Here is a 17,480-nt window from a genome sequence, read left to right on the forward strand (position 1 = left end):
GAGGTCGCGCCTTTCCACCAGATAACTCTATTCTATAACTCAAGAATAGAATTACTCTTCGTCTTCTAGCTCAATGTTGATACCCAGTGAGCGAATCTCTTTCAACAATACGTTGAACGATTCAGGCATACCCGGTTCCATGCTGTGATTGCCGTCAACGATGTTTTTATACATCTTCGTACGACCATTCACGTCATCCGATTTCACCGTCAGCATTTCTTGAAGTGTATAAGCAGCACCATAAGCTTCAAGTGCCCACACCTCCATCTCACCGAATCGTTGACCACCGAACTGAGCTTTACCACCAAGCGGTTGCTGAGTGACAAGGCTGTAAGATCCCGTAGAACGAGCATGCATCTTATCGTCAACTAAGTGGTTCAGTTTCAGCATATACATATAGCCAACAGTAACCGGACGCTCAAAAGAATCACCGGTACGGCCATCAAACAATGTCAACTGACCGGACTCAGGCAGATCTGCTAATTTCAGCAGTTGCTTGATTTCTGGCTCTGTTGCACCGTCGAATACAGGCGTAGCGACTGGAAGACCGTTGCGTAAGTTATTCGCTAGAGTACGAATGTCTTCATCTGAAAGGGCAGAAATATCCACTTTCTGACGAATGTCATTACCTAACGCATAAACTTCCTGCAAGAATTCACGTAGTTTCGCAATCTCTTGCTGCTCTTTAACCATCTGGTTGACTTTGTCACCAATCCCCTTCGCAGCTGCACCTAAGTGAACTTCAAGGATCTGACCGATGTTCATCCGTGATGGTACACCCAGAGGGTTGAGTACGATATCAACTGGACGACCGTTTTCGTCATATGGCATATCTTCTACAGGGTTAATCTTGGAGATAACCCCTTTGTTACCATGACGACCGGCCATTTTATCACCCGGCTGGATACGACGTTTGACCGCTAAATAAACTTTAACGATTTTCAGAACACCTGGGGCGAGGTCATCACCCTGAATGATCTTACGGCGCTTCGCTTCAAATTTCTTATCGAAATCGGCTTTCAGTTCATCCCATTGCTCAGCAAGCTGCTCAAGTTGTGACTGAAGCTCATCATCTTCCAGCGTTTGTTCCAGCCATTTCTTGCGTTCAATCGAATTAAGCTTCGCTTCAGAATAACCACCAGACAGCAATACCGCTTTCACACGGGCAAGCAAACCACCTTCCAGAATTTGGAACTCTTCTGTCAGGTCTTTTTTCGCTTCTTTTAACTGCATCTGTTCGATTTCAAGTGCACGCTTATCTTTCTCAACGCCATCACGCGTGAAGACTTGAACATCGATAATCGTTCCTGAAACTGAATTAGGTACGCGCAATGAAGTATCTTTAACGTCTGAAGCTTTCTCACCAAAGATTGCTCGGAGTAGTTTTTCTTCCGGTGTCAGTTGCGTTTCGCCTTTTGGCGTCACTTTACCAACCAGAATGTCGCCGCCTTTAACTTCAGCACCGATGTAGACAATCCCAGACTCATCCAGTTTGGATAGTGCAGCTTCACCGACGTTTGGAATATCCGCAGTGATCTCTTCAGAACCTAGCTTCGTATCACGAGCGACACAAGAAAGTTCCTGAATGTGAATGGTTGTAAACCGATCTTCCTGAACAACACGCTCAGAAACAAGGATCGAGTCCTCGAAGTTATAACCATTCCAAGGCATGAATGCGATACGCATATTCTGCCCAAGCGCAAGTTCACCCAAATCTGTTGAAGGACCATCAGCAAGCACATCACCACGCGCCACAGGTTCACCTGGCATCACACAAGGACGCTGGTTAATACATGTGTTTTGGTTAGAACGCGTGTATTTGGTGAGGTTATAGATATCAATCCCTGCTTCGCCTGGGATCAACTCATCTTCATTGACTTTGATCACAATGCGAGAAGCATCTACAGACTGAACATGACCACCACGTTTGGCAACCGCAGTCACACCCGAGTCCACAGCAACATTACGTTCAATACCAGTACCGACCAACGGCTTATCAGCACGAAGTGTTGGTACCGCCTGACGTTGCATGTTCGCCCCCATCAAGGCACGGTTCGCATCATCGTGCTCAAGGAATGGGATCAACGACGCCGCAATTGATACGACTTGGTTTGTCGCAACGTCCATATAGTTGACGTGTTCACGAGGGTGCAGACCTGATTCACCTTTCTGACGAGCAGTGATCAATTCATCGGCAAAAGTCCCTTCGTCAGTCAGTTTGGCGTTTGCCTGAGCAATCACGAACTGACCTTCTTCGATCGCAGATAAATATTCCACGTCATCCGTCACAATCCCATCAACAACACGACGGTATGGAGTCTCAAGGAAACCATATTCATTACAGCGTGCAAATGCAGACAAGGAGTTGATCAGACCGATGTTTGGTCCTTCTGGTGTTTCAATCGGACATAAACGTCCATAGTGAGTCACGTGAACGTCACGGACTTCAAAACCTGCACGCTCACGCGTCAGACCACCAGGACCTAATGCAGAAATACGACGCTTATGCGTTACTTCTGACAGTGGGTTGTTCTGGTCCATAAATTGAGATAGCTGAGAAGAACCGAAGAACTCTTTCACTGCTGCCGAAATTGGCTTGGCATTGATCAGATCTTGAGGCATCACGTTGTCTAGATCACCCAGACTTAAACGTTCTTTTACCGCACGCTCAACACGAACAAGACCAACCCGGAATTGGTTTTCAGCCATTTCACCGACGCTACGAATACGACGGTTACCCAAGTGGTCTATATCATCAACTTCACCGATACCATTACGGATCGCGATCAGTTTTCTCATTACTTCAATGATATCGAATTCGTCAAGCGTCCCGAGATTTTCAGCATCATTCCGCTCAATAGAACTATTGAACTTCATCCGTCCAACCGTTGAAAGATCATAACGGTCTTCAGAGAAGAACAGACTGTCAAACAGTGTTTCTGCGGCTTCTTTTGTTGGTGGCTCACCAGGGCGCATCATTCGATAGATTTCAACAAGTGCTGAAATACGATCAGTCGTGCTGTCGACACGCAACGTATCTGACATAAATGAGCCATGATCAAGGTCATTCGTATATAGAACCTCAATCTTCTTGTAACTCGCTTGAGAGAGATTTGCTAGCACTTCAAGACTCAGCTCTTGGTTTGCTGCAATAATTAGCTCTCCCGTCGCTTCGTTCACGTAATCTTTCGCTGTGACCTTGCCGACAATATATTCGACAGGTACTTCGATAAATTCAACGGCGTCTTTTTCCAGCTGACGAATATGACGAGCAGTAACGCGACGTCCTTTTTCGATATAAACCTTTCCGTTTGCTTCGACATCAAAGCTGGCAGTTTCGCCACGTAAACGTTCAGGAATCAAAGCCATCATCAGCGTTTGATCTTTCACTTCGAAATGTATTTTTTCGAAGAAAATATCCAAAATCTCTTCTGTTGTTTTCCCTAACGCACGCAGAATAATAGAAGCTGGTAGTTTGCGACGACGGTCGATACGAACATACAAGTTATCTTTCGGATCGAATTCGAAATCAAGCCAAGAACCACGGTAAGGAATGATTCGTGCGTTATAAAGGACTTTTCCAGATGAGTGGGTCTTACCCTTATCGCTGTCGAAGAACACGCCGGGGCTTCGGTGCAGCTGGGATACGATAACCCTCTCAGTACCATTAATTACAAAAGTACCATTATCTGTCATGAGTGGGATTTCACCCATGTAGACTTCTTGTTCTTTAATATCTTTGACAGTACCCGCTGGTGCGTCTTTATCAAAAATAACCAAGCGTAGTTTTACACGCAGAGGCTTTGAATAAGTTACACCACGAATTTGACATTCTTTAACATCAAAAACTGGCTCACCAAGACGGTAGCTAACGTATTGCAGCTCAGAGTTGCCATTATAGCTCTGGATAGGAAACACAGAACGAAAAGCAGCCTCTAGACCATATTGTCCTTCAGGATCCTGTTCGATAAATTTGTCGAACGAATCGAGCTGGATCGATAGCAGGTATGGAATGTCCAACACTTGTGGACGAGTACCAAAGTCCTTGCGGATGCGCTTTTTCTCGGTATAGGAGTAAACCATGGGGTTCCTCAGCTCGCTGATAAGTGACCCAAACTGCCCACCTTTGCATTAAAGGGGAAACGGCAGTGACTAACTAACTGTTTACTGTAGTGACGTCTAACCACGTTGAGATAAACGTTTTTTTGCACGGATGTCGAATGACTAAACAGTAGGAAAATTCATCGACACCCTACAGCGCAAAAAGGCCGGTGGTCAATAAACCACCAGCCATTAGCCTTTCGGCTAAGCGATTAAGTAAGAATTACTTAAGCTCAACAGTTGCACCAGCTTCTTCAAGTTGTGCTTTAAGAGCTTCAGCTTCTGCTTTCTCAATACCTTCTTTGATCGCAGCCGGAGCACCGTCAACAAGAGCTTTCGCTTCTTTCAGACCCAGACCAGTTGCGCCACGTACTGCTTTGATAACAGAAACTTTGTTACCGCCAGCAGCAGTTAGGATTACGTCGAATTCAGTTTGTTCAACAGCAGCTTCACCAGCAGCAGCGCCGCCAGCAACAACAGCAGCGGCAGCAGAAACACCAAATTTCTCTTCCATTGCTTCGATCAGTTCAACAACTTGCATTACAGACATTTCTGCAACAGCGTCTAGGATTTGCTCGTTAGTAATAGACATAACAATTCTCTTCTAAGTCAACAATTAGTTTAATAAGCAACCAGTAAAAAGCAAGCCTTATGCAGCTTCTTGTTTTTGGTCGCGGATAGCAGCGATAGTACGTGCCAACTTGCCAGCAGAAGCTTCTTTCATACACATCATCAGACGTGCAATAGCTTCGTCGTAAGTTGGTAGAGTTGCTAGTACTTCGACATCAGCGATAGAACCTTCGAATGCAGCTGCTTTGATCTCAAAATCTTTATTCTCTTTAGCAAAGTCTTTGAAAAGACGAGCTGCAGCACCTGGGTGCTCATTAGAGAAACCAATCAAAGTAGGACCTACGAATACCTCTTTCAGGCATTCATAGTCTGTGCCTTCAACTGCGCGGCGTGCTAGTGTGTTACGAACTACTCTCATGTAAACACCGGCTTCACGAGCCTGTTTACGTAGAGAAGTCATCGCACTCACTTCAACACCACGAGAATCAGCAACAACTGCAGAAAGTGCACCACTGGCTGCTTCGTTGACTTCAGCAACAATTGCTTTTTTGTCTTGAAGATTTAAAGCCATCTTGGATTTACTCCTGGTTGTCGTTACACCACTCACTATTTTCATCAACAGTGAGAGCTTTTTAGGTGCAGTCCCAGAAGAAAGTTATAAAAATAGAGCTTTCGTCAGTTCGGGCACCATCTACGTAGGTTTGATTAAGCCGTCAGAGACGACGCCTACGGTCTTGGACGGAGACTGGGTTATAGTTCAAAGAACTAAAATTCAGCCCCAACCACAAATATTAGGCGCAAGATTATACATAAATTTTACGCCTTAGCAAATAAATTAAGCTTGAGTGCTTAAAGTTGCCTGATCAATTGCAACACCAGCGCCCATCGTTGTAGAAAGACTTACTTTACTCACGTAAGCCCCTTTCGATGTAGATGGTTTTGCTTTTTTCAGTGCAACAATCAGTGCTTCTAAGTTTTCTTTCAATTGTTCAGCATCGAAAGAAACCTTACCGATTGTTGTATGGATGATCCCATTTTTGTCATTACGGTAACGTACCTGACCAGCCTTCGCGTTCTTAACCGCTTCAGCAACGTTTGGTGTTACAGTACCAACTTTAGGGTTTGGCATCAGGCCACGAGGCCCAAGGATAGTACCTAACTGACCGACAACACGCATTGCATCTGGAGATGCAACGACAACGTCAAAGTTCAGTTCGCCTTTTTTCACTTGCTCAGCAAGATCTTCCATACCAACAAGGTCAGCGCCGGCTTCTTTTGCTGCATCAGCGTTTGCACCTTGAGTGAAAACAGCAACGCGGACTTCACGACCAGTACCATGAGGCAGTACAGTTGCACCACGAACGTTCTGATCGGATTTACGTGCATCAATACCCAAGTTCACAGCAACATCAACAGATTCAACAAATTTTGCAGTCGCCAGCTCTTTCAGTAATGCAACAGCTTCGTTGATTTCATACTCTTTAGTCGCATCCACTTTTTCGCGGATAGTGCGCATACGCTTAGTTAGTTTTGCCATGATATTAACCCTCTACCACTAGACCCATTGAACGAGCAGTACCCGCGATAGAACGCTTCATTGCTTCGATATCTGCACCAGTCATATCCGCAGCTTTAGTCTCTGCGATTTCCTGAATTTGCGCGTCAGTTACTGTACCCACTTTTTCTGTATTAGGACGACCAGAGCCAGACTTGACGCCTGCAGCTTTCTTCAGAAGCACAGCGGCTGGTGGAGTCTTAGTTTCAAAAGTGAAAGAACGGTCACTGTATACAGTGATAACAACTGGAATCGGAAGACCTTTCTCTACAGATTCTGTTTTTGCGTTAAACGCTTTACAGAATTCCATGATGTTAACACCACGCTGACCCAGTGCTGGACCAACTGGTGGACTTGGGTTTGCCATACCTGCTGCAACTTGCAGCTTGATATAAGCTTCAACTTTCTTAGCCATGATATTTCCTACATAATGGGTACTAACGCTAATCCACTGATCAGCTCCCCGTTTCTAGTGAAGACCTGTAAAAAGGCGCGAAATTATAGTCAAATCTCGCGCCTTAAACAAGTCTAAAAAGATGGTTTTTTAATCTAGTTTTTCAACCTGACCAAATTCAAGCTCGACTGGTGTTGCCCGACCGAATATTGAGACAGAGACTTTTAAACGGCTCTTCTCGTAATCAACCTCTTCAACAGTACCGTTGAAGTCAGCAAATGGCCCATCGTTAACCCGAACGACTTCACCAGCTTCAAACATCGTTTTCGGCCGTGGTGCTTCGTTCGCTTTCTCCAAACGATTCAATATCGCATCGGCTTCTTTATCGGTAATAGGAGCCGGACGATCAGATGTCCCACCGATAAATCCCATCACTCGGGGAACACTACGCACCAAGTGCCAAGATTCATCATTCATGAACATCTGGACGAGTACATAGCCAGGGAAGAACTTTCTTTCACTTTTACGGCGTTGGCCAGCACGCATTTCGACAACTTCTTCCGTTGGTACTAACACTTCACCAAACGACTCTTCCATTCCATGCATTTTGATATGTTCACGTAGTGACTGCGCCACTCGACCTTCAAATCCAGAGAAGGCTTGAACAACATACCAGCGTTTTTTGGGAGCTTCACTCATGAATTAAACCCTCTATACTCCAGTCGCAAATGCAACAAGGCGAACCATAATACCGTCAATACCCCATAGTGCCAGAGCCATCACAACACAGACGGCCAGAACAATTAATGTGGTTTGTATAGTTTCTTGGCGCGTAGGCCATATTACTTTGCGAATTTCCATACGCGCTTCGCGCGCGAAGCTCACCGCTTCTTTACCTTTCACAGTAATCGCTGCAATACCTAATGCGGCAGCAATTAAGACAATAACACCAGCAGAACGAATAACGACAGAAACCGTTTCACCATAAAAGGAGTTACCCACAACAGCGGCAGCTAACAGAACAATAGCGATCAACCACTTCAGTTTATCTGCTGCATTTGAGCTCTCAGGAGTTTCAGCATGATTTGCTTTCATAACCCAACCTGTCACAAATCTAAATATAGACGACAATAAACCCCACTGTTGCAGGGCAAACTAACAAAAATAAGCCTCAAATGCTTATTTTCAGAAACAAAGACACCTTTTCTGTCTCAAACCTTTTACTTTTGACTAACAAATCGTCAAAATAAATCTTCAGCGCAGAAAAAGGGCATCAAATGATGCCCTTTTTACTAGTGCTGAGTCAAATCATTATGCAAAGATTTTTGCTACAACACCAGCACCAACTGTACGACCGCCTTCACGGATCGCAAAACGCAGACCTTCATCCATCGCGATTGGTGCAATCAGGTCTACAACCATTTTCACGTTATCGCCTGGCATGACCATCTCTACGCCTTCTGGAAGCTCGATGCTACCTGTTACGTCTGTTGTACGGAAGTAGAACTGTGGTCGATAGCCTTTGAAGAATGGCGTATGACGACCACCTTCATCTTTCGACAACACATAAACTTCTGATTCAAACTTCGTATGCGGCGTGATTGAACCTGGTTTCGCCAAAACTTGACCACGTTCTACATCATCACGCTTCGTTCCACGCAGTAACACACCTACGTTCTCACCTGCACGACCTTCGTCAAGCAGTTTACGGAACATTTCTACACCTGTACAAGTCGTCTTCGTTGTATCTTTTACACCAACAATTTCAACTTCATCACCAACTCGGATGATACCTTGCTCTACACGACCTGTAACAACTGTTCCACGGCCCTGAATTGAGAAAACGTCTTCGATTGGCAGCAGGAATGCTTGGTCAATAACTCGCTCTGGCTCTGGAATGTACTCATCAAGTGCGTTCGCTAACTCAACGATTTTCTCTTCCCATTGCGCTTCACCGTTCAGTGCGCCCAGCGCTGAACCCTGAATCACTGGCAGATCGTCTCCTGGGAAATCGTATTCTGAAAGCAATTCACGAACTTCCATTTCTACCAGCTCAAGCAACTCTTCATCATCAACCATGTCACATTTGTTCATGAATACGATGATGTAAGGAATACCTACCTGACGACCAAGCAAGATGTGCTCACGTGTTTGCGGCATTGGACCATCAGTCGCTGCCACAACAAGGATACCACCATCCATCTGCGCCGCACCTGTGATCATGTTTTTAACATAGTCAGCGTGTCCGGGACAGTCTACGTGTGCGTAGTGACGTGACGGAGTATCGTACTCTACGTGCGAAGTCGCGATCGTGATGCCGCGCTCACGCTCTTCTGGTGCGTTATCGATTGACGCAAAGTCACGGGCTGCTCCGCCGTGTACTTTAGCAAGTACCGTACAGATTGCTGCTGTTAGTGTTGTTTTACCGTGGTCAACGTGGCCGATAGTACCAACGTTTACGTGCGGTTTCGTACGTTCAAATTTTTCTTTAGACATCAGTTGTCCCTCTAGGTACGGATTAAGGTGGCTTTCATGACCACGCAACCAAAATTTACTGGTAGTAAAGTATATAACAAAAGGAAATATTTGCTTAGAGTGGTGCTGATACCCAGATTTGAACTGGGGACCTCACCCTTACCAAGGGTGCGCTCTACCGACTGAGCTATATCAGCACTCGGAAAGGTTGGAGCGGGCAGCGGGAATCGAACCCGCATCATCAGCTTGGAAGGCTGAGGTAATAGCCATTATACGATGCCCGCACACGTATTTAACCCTAAGAGCTATTTCCTTAAGAATATGGTGGAGGGGGACGGATTCGAACCATCGAAGGCAGTGCCGGCAGATTTACAGTCTGCTCCCTTTGGCCACTCGGGAACCCCTCCAAATTTTTAAATTTTCTCTTTATATAACAAAGAGAAATTGGTGCCGACTGCCGGAATCGAACTGGCGACCTACTGATTACAAGTCAGTTGCTCTACCTACTGAGCTAAGTCGGCGCATAAGTGGGGCGAATTCTATTGAATGATTTCTTTGCTTGCAAGTGTTTCAAGGAAAAAAAATACAAATTTATTTCCTTTTTATCTATTTGTTGTTTTTTCAAGCAGCTTTCGTAGGAACTGATGAAATATATAGCCATTCTTTGTTGCTTTATCTTCTTCTTGAGGTATGTTGCTCTTTTATCCGATTTCTACCGTTGGAAAGATTATGGATCCTTATCTCTCATTCGACAGACGCCAGTGGTCGGATCTTCGTAACTCCGTTCCCATGACTTTGTCAGAAGATGATTTAGTTGAGCTACAAGGCATCAACGAATCATTAAGTATGAAAGAAGCTGTTGAAATCTATTTACCATTAGCGCGACTACTGAATCTCTACGTTGCAGCCAGACAAAGCCGTAATACTGTCTTAAACCAATTTTTAGGCCATACCGACATTGCACCACCGTTTATTATTGGTATCTCAGGCAGTGTCGCAGTCGGGAAAAGCACAACAGCAAGGCTGCTCAAAGCGTTATTGTCTCGCTGGGACAACCACCCCAAAGTTGAACTGATTACCACGGACGGATTCCTTTATCCCAATGAGGTGCTGTTAGAAAAAGGCATCATGCAGAAAAAAGGATTTCCAGAATCGTACGATATTAAACGTCTGGTACAGTTTGTTTCTGATGTCAAAGCAGGAAAGAAAAACATCTCTGCCCCCATTTATTCTCATCTGACTTATGACATCACCGATGAAGTTAAAATGGTTCATGCACCCGACATCTTGTTGATCGAAGGTCTCAACGTTTTACAGAGTGGGATGGATTACCCCCATGCCCCGCACCGCGTTTTTATTTCAGACTTTCTGGATTTCTCCATTTATGTCGATGCTGAATCGTCTCTCGTTGAAAAGTGGTATATCGAACGTTTTATGAAGTTCCGCCATAGTGCCTTTAAAAGGCCGGGTTCCTATTTTAGTCACTACACGAAACTGAGTGAGTCGGAAGCCAACTCTATCGCGAGGAATATCTGGAAAGCGATCAATGGGAAAAACTTGCAGGAAAATATTTTACCAACGCGGGAAAGAGCACAACTGATACTTCGTAAGGGCATCAACCACACCGTTGAAGAAATTCTGCTACGACAATAGTTTTGATAAGACAGTCGTTTCGATAAGACAGCCGTTTTGCCACGACAGACAATAGCTTGCTGCTGTGAGCATAGTTTTGAGTGGGGCTCATCATATTACCCTGAGTAAACCGATGCCCCATGCCTGAAATGATCTCAATCTCTGCATAACTCAGGACGTTGCAGGATGATCATGACTTCGCAGAGAAATCTCCCCACCGACATAACTTTCAATCCCCCGCTCCGTTTCCAATAACACAGCACCGTGGGCATCAATACCCCGTTCAATCCCCGTGATCACTCGCTCTCCCATGAATAGCTTAACGGGACGATCAATGAAGTTATCGACCTGATTCCATCTCTCGACGAAGTTATTCATCCCTTCTCTCTCGTATGTTTCCAGCGTCCGCGTCCAAGATTGAATCAAGGCAACGGCGAGCGCATTACGATCAATGTGATCGTTGCCGATCACCTGAGCCAGACTACTCCAAGGTTGATCAATTTGTTGCGTCTGCGGTGCCATAGATAAATTCATCCCCATACCAATGACGAGATGTGCGGCTTCACCGGCTTGCCCTGACATTTCAACCAAAATACCGGCCAGTTTCTTATCCTGATAGTACAAATCATTGGGCCATTTCAGTTTAATATCATCAACACCGAGCGTTTTCAGTGCATCAACAACGGCAACGCCAACAACCAAACTCAGCCCCATGGCTGCTGCCATGCCTGCATCCAGTCGCCAGTACATTGAGAAATATAAGTTTGCTCCAAATGGAGAGACCCAGTGTCTGCCCCGCCGTCCCCGGCCTTTTTGCTGATATTCAGCAAGACAAACCGTCCCGGAGGTTAACGAACCGACACGATCCAATAGATACTGGTTGGTCGAATCAATGATCGGGTGCAAATATACCGGTGTCGAAACTTGAGGTTGAATATAATGTTGATCCAGTAACTGCATCGGCTGAGCCAGTTGATATCCCTTCCCTTGCACGCGAAAGATATCAACGCCCCAATCCTGAATTCCTCGGATATGTTTACTGATGGCAGCTCTGGAGATCCCTAAAGCGGCCCCCAATGCTTCACCGGAATGAAAACCACCATCGGCTAAGGTTGACAGAATCGTCAGCTTGGCATGATGTTCTTTCATAATTGTTGCTCCTTCAGCCACATATCCAAATAAACTTCGCTGCTGCGACCGATAAATCGTACTTCGTGCTCCAAAGCAACACCATATTTTTCGTAGACACAACGGTATACATGAGTGGCAAGCTGAATGACATCCGATGCCGTCGCATGCTGACGATTAATCAAAACTAACGCTTGTTGTTCGTGAATAGCAGCGCCACCAATTTGAAACCCTTTCAAACCACATTGATCGATCAGCCAGCCGGCTGCGACTTTCATTCCCGATGATGCGGGATAACTCACAACCTCCGGATAATTCGCAGCCAGCGCCTCAAATTGTGCCGCTGTCAGAACCGGATTCTTAAAAAAGCTACCAGCGTTACCGATCACTGTCGGATCAGGCAGTTTACGGGTGCGGATATCACAGATACAGTCAAAGACTTCAGCGGATGAGCAATGACTTGCTAACTGTTGCAATGGCCCATACTTCAGACGAGGTTGCCATGCTTTAGCAAGCTTAAGTCCGACACCGACAACAACGGCCTGCTGGTAAAGCTGATGTTTGAAAATCGAATCACGGTAACCAAATAAACATTCAGCACGATTCAAGCGAATGATTTGAAACGTCTTGAGACAGAGATAATCAACATAGTCACATACATCCTGAAATTCGAGACCATAAGCACCGATATTCTGGATTGGCGCACTTCCGGCACACCCGGGAATCATAGCTAAATTCTCCAATCCGGGAATCTGCTGCGATACGCTCCATCTCACCAATTCAGGCCAGTCTTCTCCGCCCTGAACATGAAGAAAATAGTGACTTTCATCTTCCCGGACATCAATCCCCCGCAGTTGATTGATAATCACGACACCTTCATAGAACTCGGAAAACAACACATTACTGCCTTTGCCGAGCACGATTTTTGGCAACAATTGCCATTCTGGGTGACGATAAACATCAATTAATTCTGCAACAGTATTGACTGTCACCAACACCTGACAAGACTGCTCAATACCAAACGTATGATAAGCACTGAGATTTTCGTTGAGATATATTTGCATGGTTTTCTTTAAATCACATAGACTACGGCTATTCTATATCAGATGAGGACCATTCAGACATCCTATGGATCATTTATCTTTTGAAATGTTAGATCCACTCAAACTTCCTTTGGTGCAACGCTTTTATAAACAGCACTACCCGACAGCAAAACCGAAACGCAATGAACGCATTTATACTGCGAGTGTTGCCAATCAACTCTGTGCTGTGGTGCGCTTCCGCCATATTGGAACTTCCCATCTGCTTTTAACGGGAATGGCCGTCGCCAAAGAATTGCGCGCTCAAGGCATTGGTCATCAGCTACTGAATTACTGTGAAACCCATGTTCTCAATCAGCATGTCTTCTGTTTTGCTTATCGTCATTTAGAGAATTTTTATTATCAACATCATTTTGTAGTTCAATCACCACAAGTGCTGCCGGCAGAAATAAATCATCTCTATCAACGTTACCGTCATCAAGGCAGAGATATCACTCCGATGCGATATTTTCCGCCATTTCAGAATTAAGGTGCTATCATTTTCTGTCCATTTTTTGCTGACGAGCAGAAATGATCGGTCTTGAAGTGACTTAGATATAGCAATTCATTCATCGAATTTGATAGTATCAGGGCTTTGCTATATCGCATCCACTTGAATTAAAGGTACCGCATCCACGATGATTGCTCGTAGAAATCTATTCGAACAGCTACCCACTATTGCGTTAGAGCCGAAAGATTTTCAAGTCCTGTACTCCGCAGAACAATTTCGGCATCACTTGATTCAGGCGATTCGACAAGCCAATCACAGAATTTATATTGTTGCACTCTACCTTGAAGCTGATGATGCCGGTCAGGAAATCCTGTCGGAGCTTTATGCAGCGAAACAAAGAAATCCGCAACTGGAGATCGTGATCTGTGTGGACTGGCACCGCGCTCAAAGAGGCCTGATCGGTGCAAAACAGTCTCAGGGAAATGCAGTGATGTATGAATCATTTGCCCAAGACAGTGAACATCCTATCGCGGTTTATGGTATCCCAGTCCGAGGACGGGAAGTGTTCGGAGTGCTGCACCTCAAAGGCTTCATTGTTGATGATGAAGTTATCTACAGTGGTGCAAGCCTGAACAACATCTATCTGCATTATCAGAATCGTTACCGTTTTGACCGCTATCACTCATTCCACAACCGCTCTCTTGCCGACTCGATGGTCGAGTTTATCCGTGATCACTTATTATCTCATCCGGCAGTCAATAACCTGGCCAATCCGTTACGTCCTGCAACGAAGGATTTGAAAACGATCATTCGCCAGTTTCGGACCCAGTTGGCACAAGCAACCTATCAGGTGCCTGATCAGCCAGTCTCGCAGGACCAGATCGGTCTGACGCCATTAGTTGGCGTTGGTAAGCGAAGTAATCGCTTAAATCAATATATCAATCACCTGGTTGCTCAGGCGAAAGAAGAAATTATTATCTGTACGCCTTATTTTAATTTCCCGCATACTATTGCTACTCAGGTCAAAAAAGCCCTCAAGCGTGGTGTAAAAATTCATATTATCGTGGGCGATAAAACCGCGAATGATTTTTATATTCCACCAGAAGAAACATTTAAGACCATCGGGGGATTGCCCTATTTATATGAATTGAATCTGCGTCGTTTTGCTAAATCGAACGAAGCCAGAATTGCCAGTCGGCAATTATCGATTCATCTGTGGAAACATAATGACAACAGTTTTCACTTAAAAGGGGTATGGGTCGATAAACGTTATATGATTATCACCGGCAATAACCTCAATCCCAGAGCGTGGAAGCTTGATCTGGAAAACGGCATTTTGATTCAGGATCACCATGCCCATCTTCAGACTCAATTTGAACAAGAATTCGACAACATCCTGCAGCACACACAGTTAGTCTGTACTTATAAGCAGTTGGACGATTTCGAAAATTATCCGCCCGAGGTTCAACGCTTACTGAAACGGATTCGTCGGGTAAAAGCTGACCGGATTTTAAAGCAGATTCTTTAGATGGATTCAGACATCCATTTCACGCATTAAAAAAGCCTCCGAACGGAGGCTTTTTCGTGCATATCATGACAGTTCGACTCAGATAAATGCAAATGCGTCGCCATAGATACGTTCACTTCTCGCGTGCTTATTTTGAGTAAACTGTTCCCGAGCGGCCCCTGCCATATCAAATCGACCCGCAATATAGATATCAAATTCTTCCAACGATTCGAAATCAGCACTGACGGCTTGCAATACATTGCCGACTTTTCCGTCCCAAAGCGGATCGGTTGATATCTCGACAACTGGCGTAAACGTGAGTCTGGTATGTTGAGTCGCTAAATTACGTAATTCGTCGAATGCATAGAGCTGGAGCACATCTTTTGCTCCCCAATAAAGAAAGATATCACGCTGAATATTCTGGTTCAGGCAATGATCCAGAATCGAGCGTACATAACTGAATCCTGTACCACCGGCAATCAGCAATAAAGGACGCGTCGTATCTTCTTTCAGCCAAGCATCCCCATGAGGTATATCAATGGTGATCTCGCCATCGTGCTGCAACGCGGCATTCATCGCATCAACAACTTCACTGGCATAAGCGTTATGTTCAGCAGCACCAATATGTAATTCAAGTTCGCCACCTTGCCGGCATGGGCTACTGGCAATCGAGAACGGACGTTTATCTCCCTCTGCCATCACCACCATCAGGTACTGACCTGCATGGAAATCAACGGGTGACGCAGGTTGGAGAAGAATACGGTATGTATTACTGGCTAAAGGCTGAACTGAGTTTACTTTACATGTTATGATCATTCTAATTCCTCTTCCTTACTCATCCCAAGTAAGGACTAAATGAGTTTGAGCATAAGCCTGACAGGAAAATATCCATCCCTGAGACTGCTCTTCTTCCGTCAGCATTGGTTCGAGTTGATAAGAAACTTCTCCCGAAAGCTTTTTGCACAAACACATCCCACACGCACCAACCCGACAACGATATGGGAAAGGGATCTGCTGACGAATTGCCGCATCCAACACGGTTTGACCGCGCTCTATAGTGAATTCAAGATCTTCGGGCAGCAAGCGTACCGTAAAGGTCATAAGATTCCTAACTCATCCCAGATCGCATCGATTTTGCGAACAACTTCCGGATCTTTACGGATCTCCTTACCCCACTCTCTGGCTGTCTCGCCTGCCCATTTATTGGTTGCATCCAATCCCATTTTAGAGCCAAGCCCTGAAACCGGTGATGCAAAATCCAGAGAATCAATTGGCGTGTTTTCGACCATCGTCGTATCCCGGGCAGGATCCATCCGCGTCGTTATCGCCCAGATGACATCTTTCCAATCTCGAGCATTGATATCATCATCACAGACAATCACAAACTTGGTATACATAAATTGACGTAAGAAAGACCAAACTCCCATCATGACTCGCTTGGCATGACCGGGATACTGCTTCTTGATCGTTACGACAGCCATCCGATAGGAACATCCTTCGGGGGGAAGATAAAAGTCGACAATTTCCGGAAACTGCTTTTGTAAAATAGGGACAAAAACTTCGTTCAATGCTTCCCCGAGAACGGCTGGTTCATCCGGTGGTCTTCCCGTATAAGTACTATGATAAATCGGCTGCTTTCTCATTGTCACATGAGTTACAGTAAAGACATGATGACGCTCAACCTCATTAAAATAGCCAGTATGATCGCCATAAGGTCCTTCGTCTGCATACTCATTCGGATCAATATATCCTTCGAGCACAATCTCTGCGCTAGCCGGCACTTCCAGATCATTACTGATTGATTGGACAACTTCGGTCTTACTGCCTCTCAACAATCCGGCAAATGCATATTCGGAAAGTGCATCTGGCACTGGCGTCACAGCCCCCAGAATTGTGGCCGGATCAGCGCCGAAAGCGACAGAGACCGGAAATGGTTCCCCGGGACGCTCAACTTGCCAATCCCGGAAATCTAATGCACCGCCACGATGCTGAAACCAACGCATGATCACTTTATTTTTACTGAGTTTCTGTTGTCGGTAGATCCCTAAATTTTGTCGTTTTTTCGTCGGTCCCTTCGTGATCGTCAGCCCCCAGGTTAACAGCGGAGCCACATCACCCGGCCAACAACGCATCACCGGAATTCTATCCAAATCAACATCATCACCTTGCCAGATGATTTCCTGACAAGACGCTTTTTTCAAACGTTTCACCGGCATATTTAAGACCTGCTTAAAAACCGGGAGTTTATCGAGTGCATCCTTAAAGCCTTTGGGCGGCTCAGGTTCTTTAAGGTAGGCAAGCAACTGGCCGATTTCACGAAGCTCACTGACATCAACACGCCCCATCCCCATCGCGACGCGTTGCGGCGTACCAAACAGATTTGCCAGTACCGGGATGTCATACCCAACTGGATTTTCAAATAAAAGTGCAGGCCCGCCCGCTCTTAAGGTCCGATCACAGATCTCAGTCATTTCATATTGAGGGTCAATCGGATGATGAATACGTTTCAATTGACCATGCTTTTCCAAATAGTCGATAAAATCGCGTAAATCCTTAAAAATCATAAGACTTCTGCCTGAATGTGATAT

At 45.3% G+C, this 17,480-nt stretch carries 16 protein-coding genes and 4 tRNA genes; 3 read left to right on the top strand and 17 right to left on the bottom strand.

The window, feature by feature from the left end:
• Positions 1-51: 51 nt before the first annotated feature.
• From rpoB to OCU60_RS16120, 12 genes are all read right to left on the bottom strand, one after another.
• Positions 52-4,083, bottom strand: a complete 4,032-nt coding sequence (rpoB, locus tag OCU60_RS16065) for a DNA-directed RNA polymerase subunit beta (protein ID WP_074372912.1) — start codon at positions 4,081-4,083, stop codon at positions 52-54.
• Positions 4,084-4,324: 241 nt separating this feature from the next.
• On the bottom strand, positions 4,325-4,693 hold the full coding sequence (gene rplL / locus OCU60_RS16070; protein ID WP_074372911.1) for a 50S ribosomal protein L7/L12: 369 nt from the start codon (positions 4,691-4,693) through the stop codon (positions 4,325-4,327).
• A gap of 57 nt (positions 4,694-4,750) precedes the next feature.
• Entirely contained in the window at positions 4,751-5,242 is a 492-nt protein-coding gene (rplJ, locus tag OCU60_RS16075; RefSeq protein ID WP_074372910.1) for a 50S ribosomal protein L10, read from the bottom strand.
• 264 nt (positions 5,243-5,506) lie between these two features.
• Entirely contained in the window at positions 5,507-6,208 is a 702-nt protein-coding gene (gene rplA / locus OCU60_RS16080; protein ID WP_074372909.1) for a 50S ribosomal protein L1, read from the bottom strand.
• 4 nt (positions 6,209-6,212) lie between these two features.
• Positions 6,213-6,641: a 50S ribosomal protein L11 gene (gene rplK, locus OCU60_RS16085; RefSeq protein WP_021021755.1), complete on the bottom strand. Its 429-nt coding sequence runs from the start codon at positions 6,639-6,641 to the stop codon at positions 6,213-6,215.
• 129 nt (positions 6,642-6,770) lie between these two features.
• Positions 6,771-7,319 carry a transcription termination/antitermination protein NusG gene (gene nusG, locus OCU60_RS16090; RefSeq protein WP_074372908.1) on the bottom strand — a complete coding sequence of 183 codons (549 nt, stop codon included), beginning with the start codon at positions 7,317-7,319 and terminating at the stop codon, positions 6,771-6,773.
• 12 nt (positions 7,320-7,331) lie between these two features.
• Complete coding sequence (secE, locus tag OCU60_RS16095) at positions 7,332-7,715, bottom strand: preprotein translocase subunit SecE (RefSeq protein ID WP_074372907.1); 384 nt, start codon at positions 7,713-7,715, stop codon at positions 7,332-7,334.
• A 216-nt stretch (positions 7,716-7,931) separates the two neighbouring features.
• Positions 7,932-9,116, bottom strand: a complete 1,185-nt coding sequence (gene tuf, locus OCU60_RS16100; protein ID WP_182287820.1) for an elongation factor Tu — start codon at positions 9,114-9,116, stop codon at positions 7,932-7,934.
• Positions 9,117-9,216: 100 nt separating this feature from the next.
• Positions 9,217-9,292: transfer RNA gene (locus tag OCU60_RS16105), tRNA-Thr, on the bottom strand.
• A gap of 12 nt (positions 9,293-9,304) precedes the next feature.
• Positions 9,305-9,379: transfer RNA gene (locus OCU60_RS16110), tRNA-Gly, on the bottom strand.
• Positions 9,380-9,417: 38 nt separating this feature from the next.
• Positions 9,418-9,502: transfer RNA gene (locus OCU60_RS16115), tRNA-Tyr, on the bottom strand.
• A 38-nt stretch (positions 9,503-9,540) separates the two neighbouring features.
• A tRNA-Thr gene (locus tag OCU60_RS16120) sits at positions 9,541-9,616 on the bottom strand.
• 208 nt (positions 9,617-9,824) lie between these two features.
• Between OCU60_RS16120 and coaA the strand changes: the two genes are divergently transcribed.
• The gene (gene coaA, locus OCU60_RS16125; protein ID WP_074373007.1) at positions 9,825-10,748 is read left to right on the top strand and encodes a type I pantothenate kinase; all 924 of its coding nucleotides are present in this window, start codon (positions 9,825-9,827) and stop codon (positions 10,746-10,748) included.
• Positions 10,749-10,898: 150 nt separating this feature from the next.
• On the opposite strand, the gene birA is transcribed toward coaA, so the two are convergent.
• Together birA and murB are read right to left on the bottom strand one after the other, a co-directional pair.
• Complete coding sequence (gene birA, locus OCU60_RS16130) at positions 10,899-11,876, bottom strand: bifunctional biotin--[acetyl-CoA-carboxylase] ligase/biotin operon repressor BirA (protein ID WP_074373006.1); 978 nt, start codon at positions 11,874-11,876, stop codon at positions 10,899-10,901.
• Positions 11,873-12,919: a UDP-N-acetylmuramate dehydrogenase gene (gene murB, locus OCU60_RS16135; protein ID WP_074373005.1), complete on the bottom strand. Its 1,047-nt coding sequence runs from the start codon at positions 12,917-12,919 to the stop codon at positions 11,873-11,875. The genes birA and murB overlap by 4 nt, the downstream gene beginning before the upstream one ends.
• 64 nt (positions 12,920-12,983) lie before the next feature.
• On the opposite strand from murB, the gene OCU60_RS16140 reads away from it, so the two are divergent.
• A complete protein-coding gene (locus OCU60_RS16140) occupies positions 12,984-13,424 on the top strand; it encodes a GNAT family N-acetyltransferase (RefSeq protein WP_074373004.1) in 441 nt (146 codons plus the stop codon).
• 148 nt (positions 13,425-13,572) lie between these two features.
• Positions 13,573-14,913 (top strand): CDP-diacylglycerol--serine O-phosphatidyltransferase, encoded by a 1,341-nt coding sequence (gene pssA, locus OCU60_RS16145; RefSeq protein ID WP_074373003.1) that lies wholly within the window; start codon positions 13,573-13,575, stop codon positions 14,911-14,913.
• A gap of 78 nt (positions 14,914-14,991) precedes the next feature.
• On the opposite strand, the gene fre is transcribed toward pssA, so the two are convergent.
• The 3 genes from fre to ubiD are packed head-to-tail and all read right to left on the bottom strand — an operon-like array spanning position 14,992 to position 17,456.
• The gene (gene fre / locus OCU60_RS16150) at positions 14,992-15,708 is read right to left on the bottom strand and encodes an NAD(P)H-flavin reductase (protein WP_074373002.1); all 717 of its coding nucleotides are present in this window, start codon (positions 15,706-15,708) and stop codon (positions 14,992-14,994) included.
• A 15-nt stretch (positions 15,709-15,723) separates the two neighbouring features.
• Positions 15,724-15,993, bottom strand: coding sequence for a 2Fe-2S iron-sulfur cluster-binding protein (locus tag OCU60_RS16155; RefSeq protein ID WP_074373001.1), 270 nt, complete (start codon positions 15,991-15,993; stop codon positions 15,724-15,726).
• Complete coding sequence (ubiD, locus tag OCU60_RS16160; RefSeq protein WP_074373000.1) at positions 15,990-17,456, bottom strand: 4-hydroxy-3-polyprenylbenzoate decarboxylase; 1,467 nt, start codon at positions 17,454-17,456, stop codon at positions 15,990-15,992. Before ubiD ends, OCU60_RS16155 begins: the two co-directional genes overlap by 4 nt.
• Between the last annotated feature and the right edge of the window lie 24 nt (positions 17,457-17,480).

Origin of the sequence: Vibrio spartinae (genome assembly GCF_024347135.1) — a bacterium.
In the GTDB taxonomy this organism is placed as follows: domain Bacteria; phylum Pseudomonadota; class Gammaproteobacteria; order Enterobacterales; family Vibrionaceae; genus Vibrio; species Vibrio spartinae.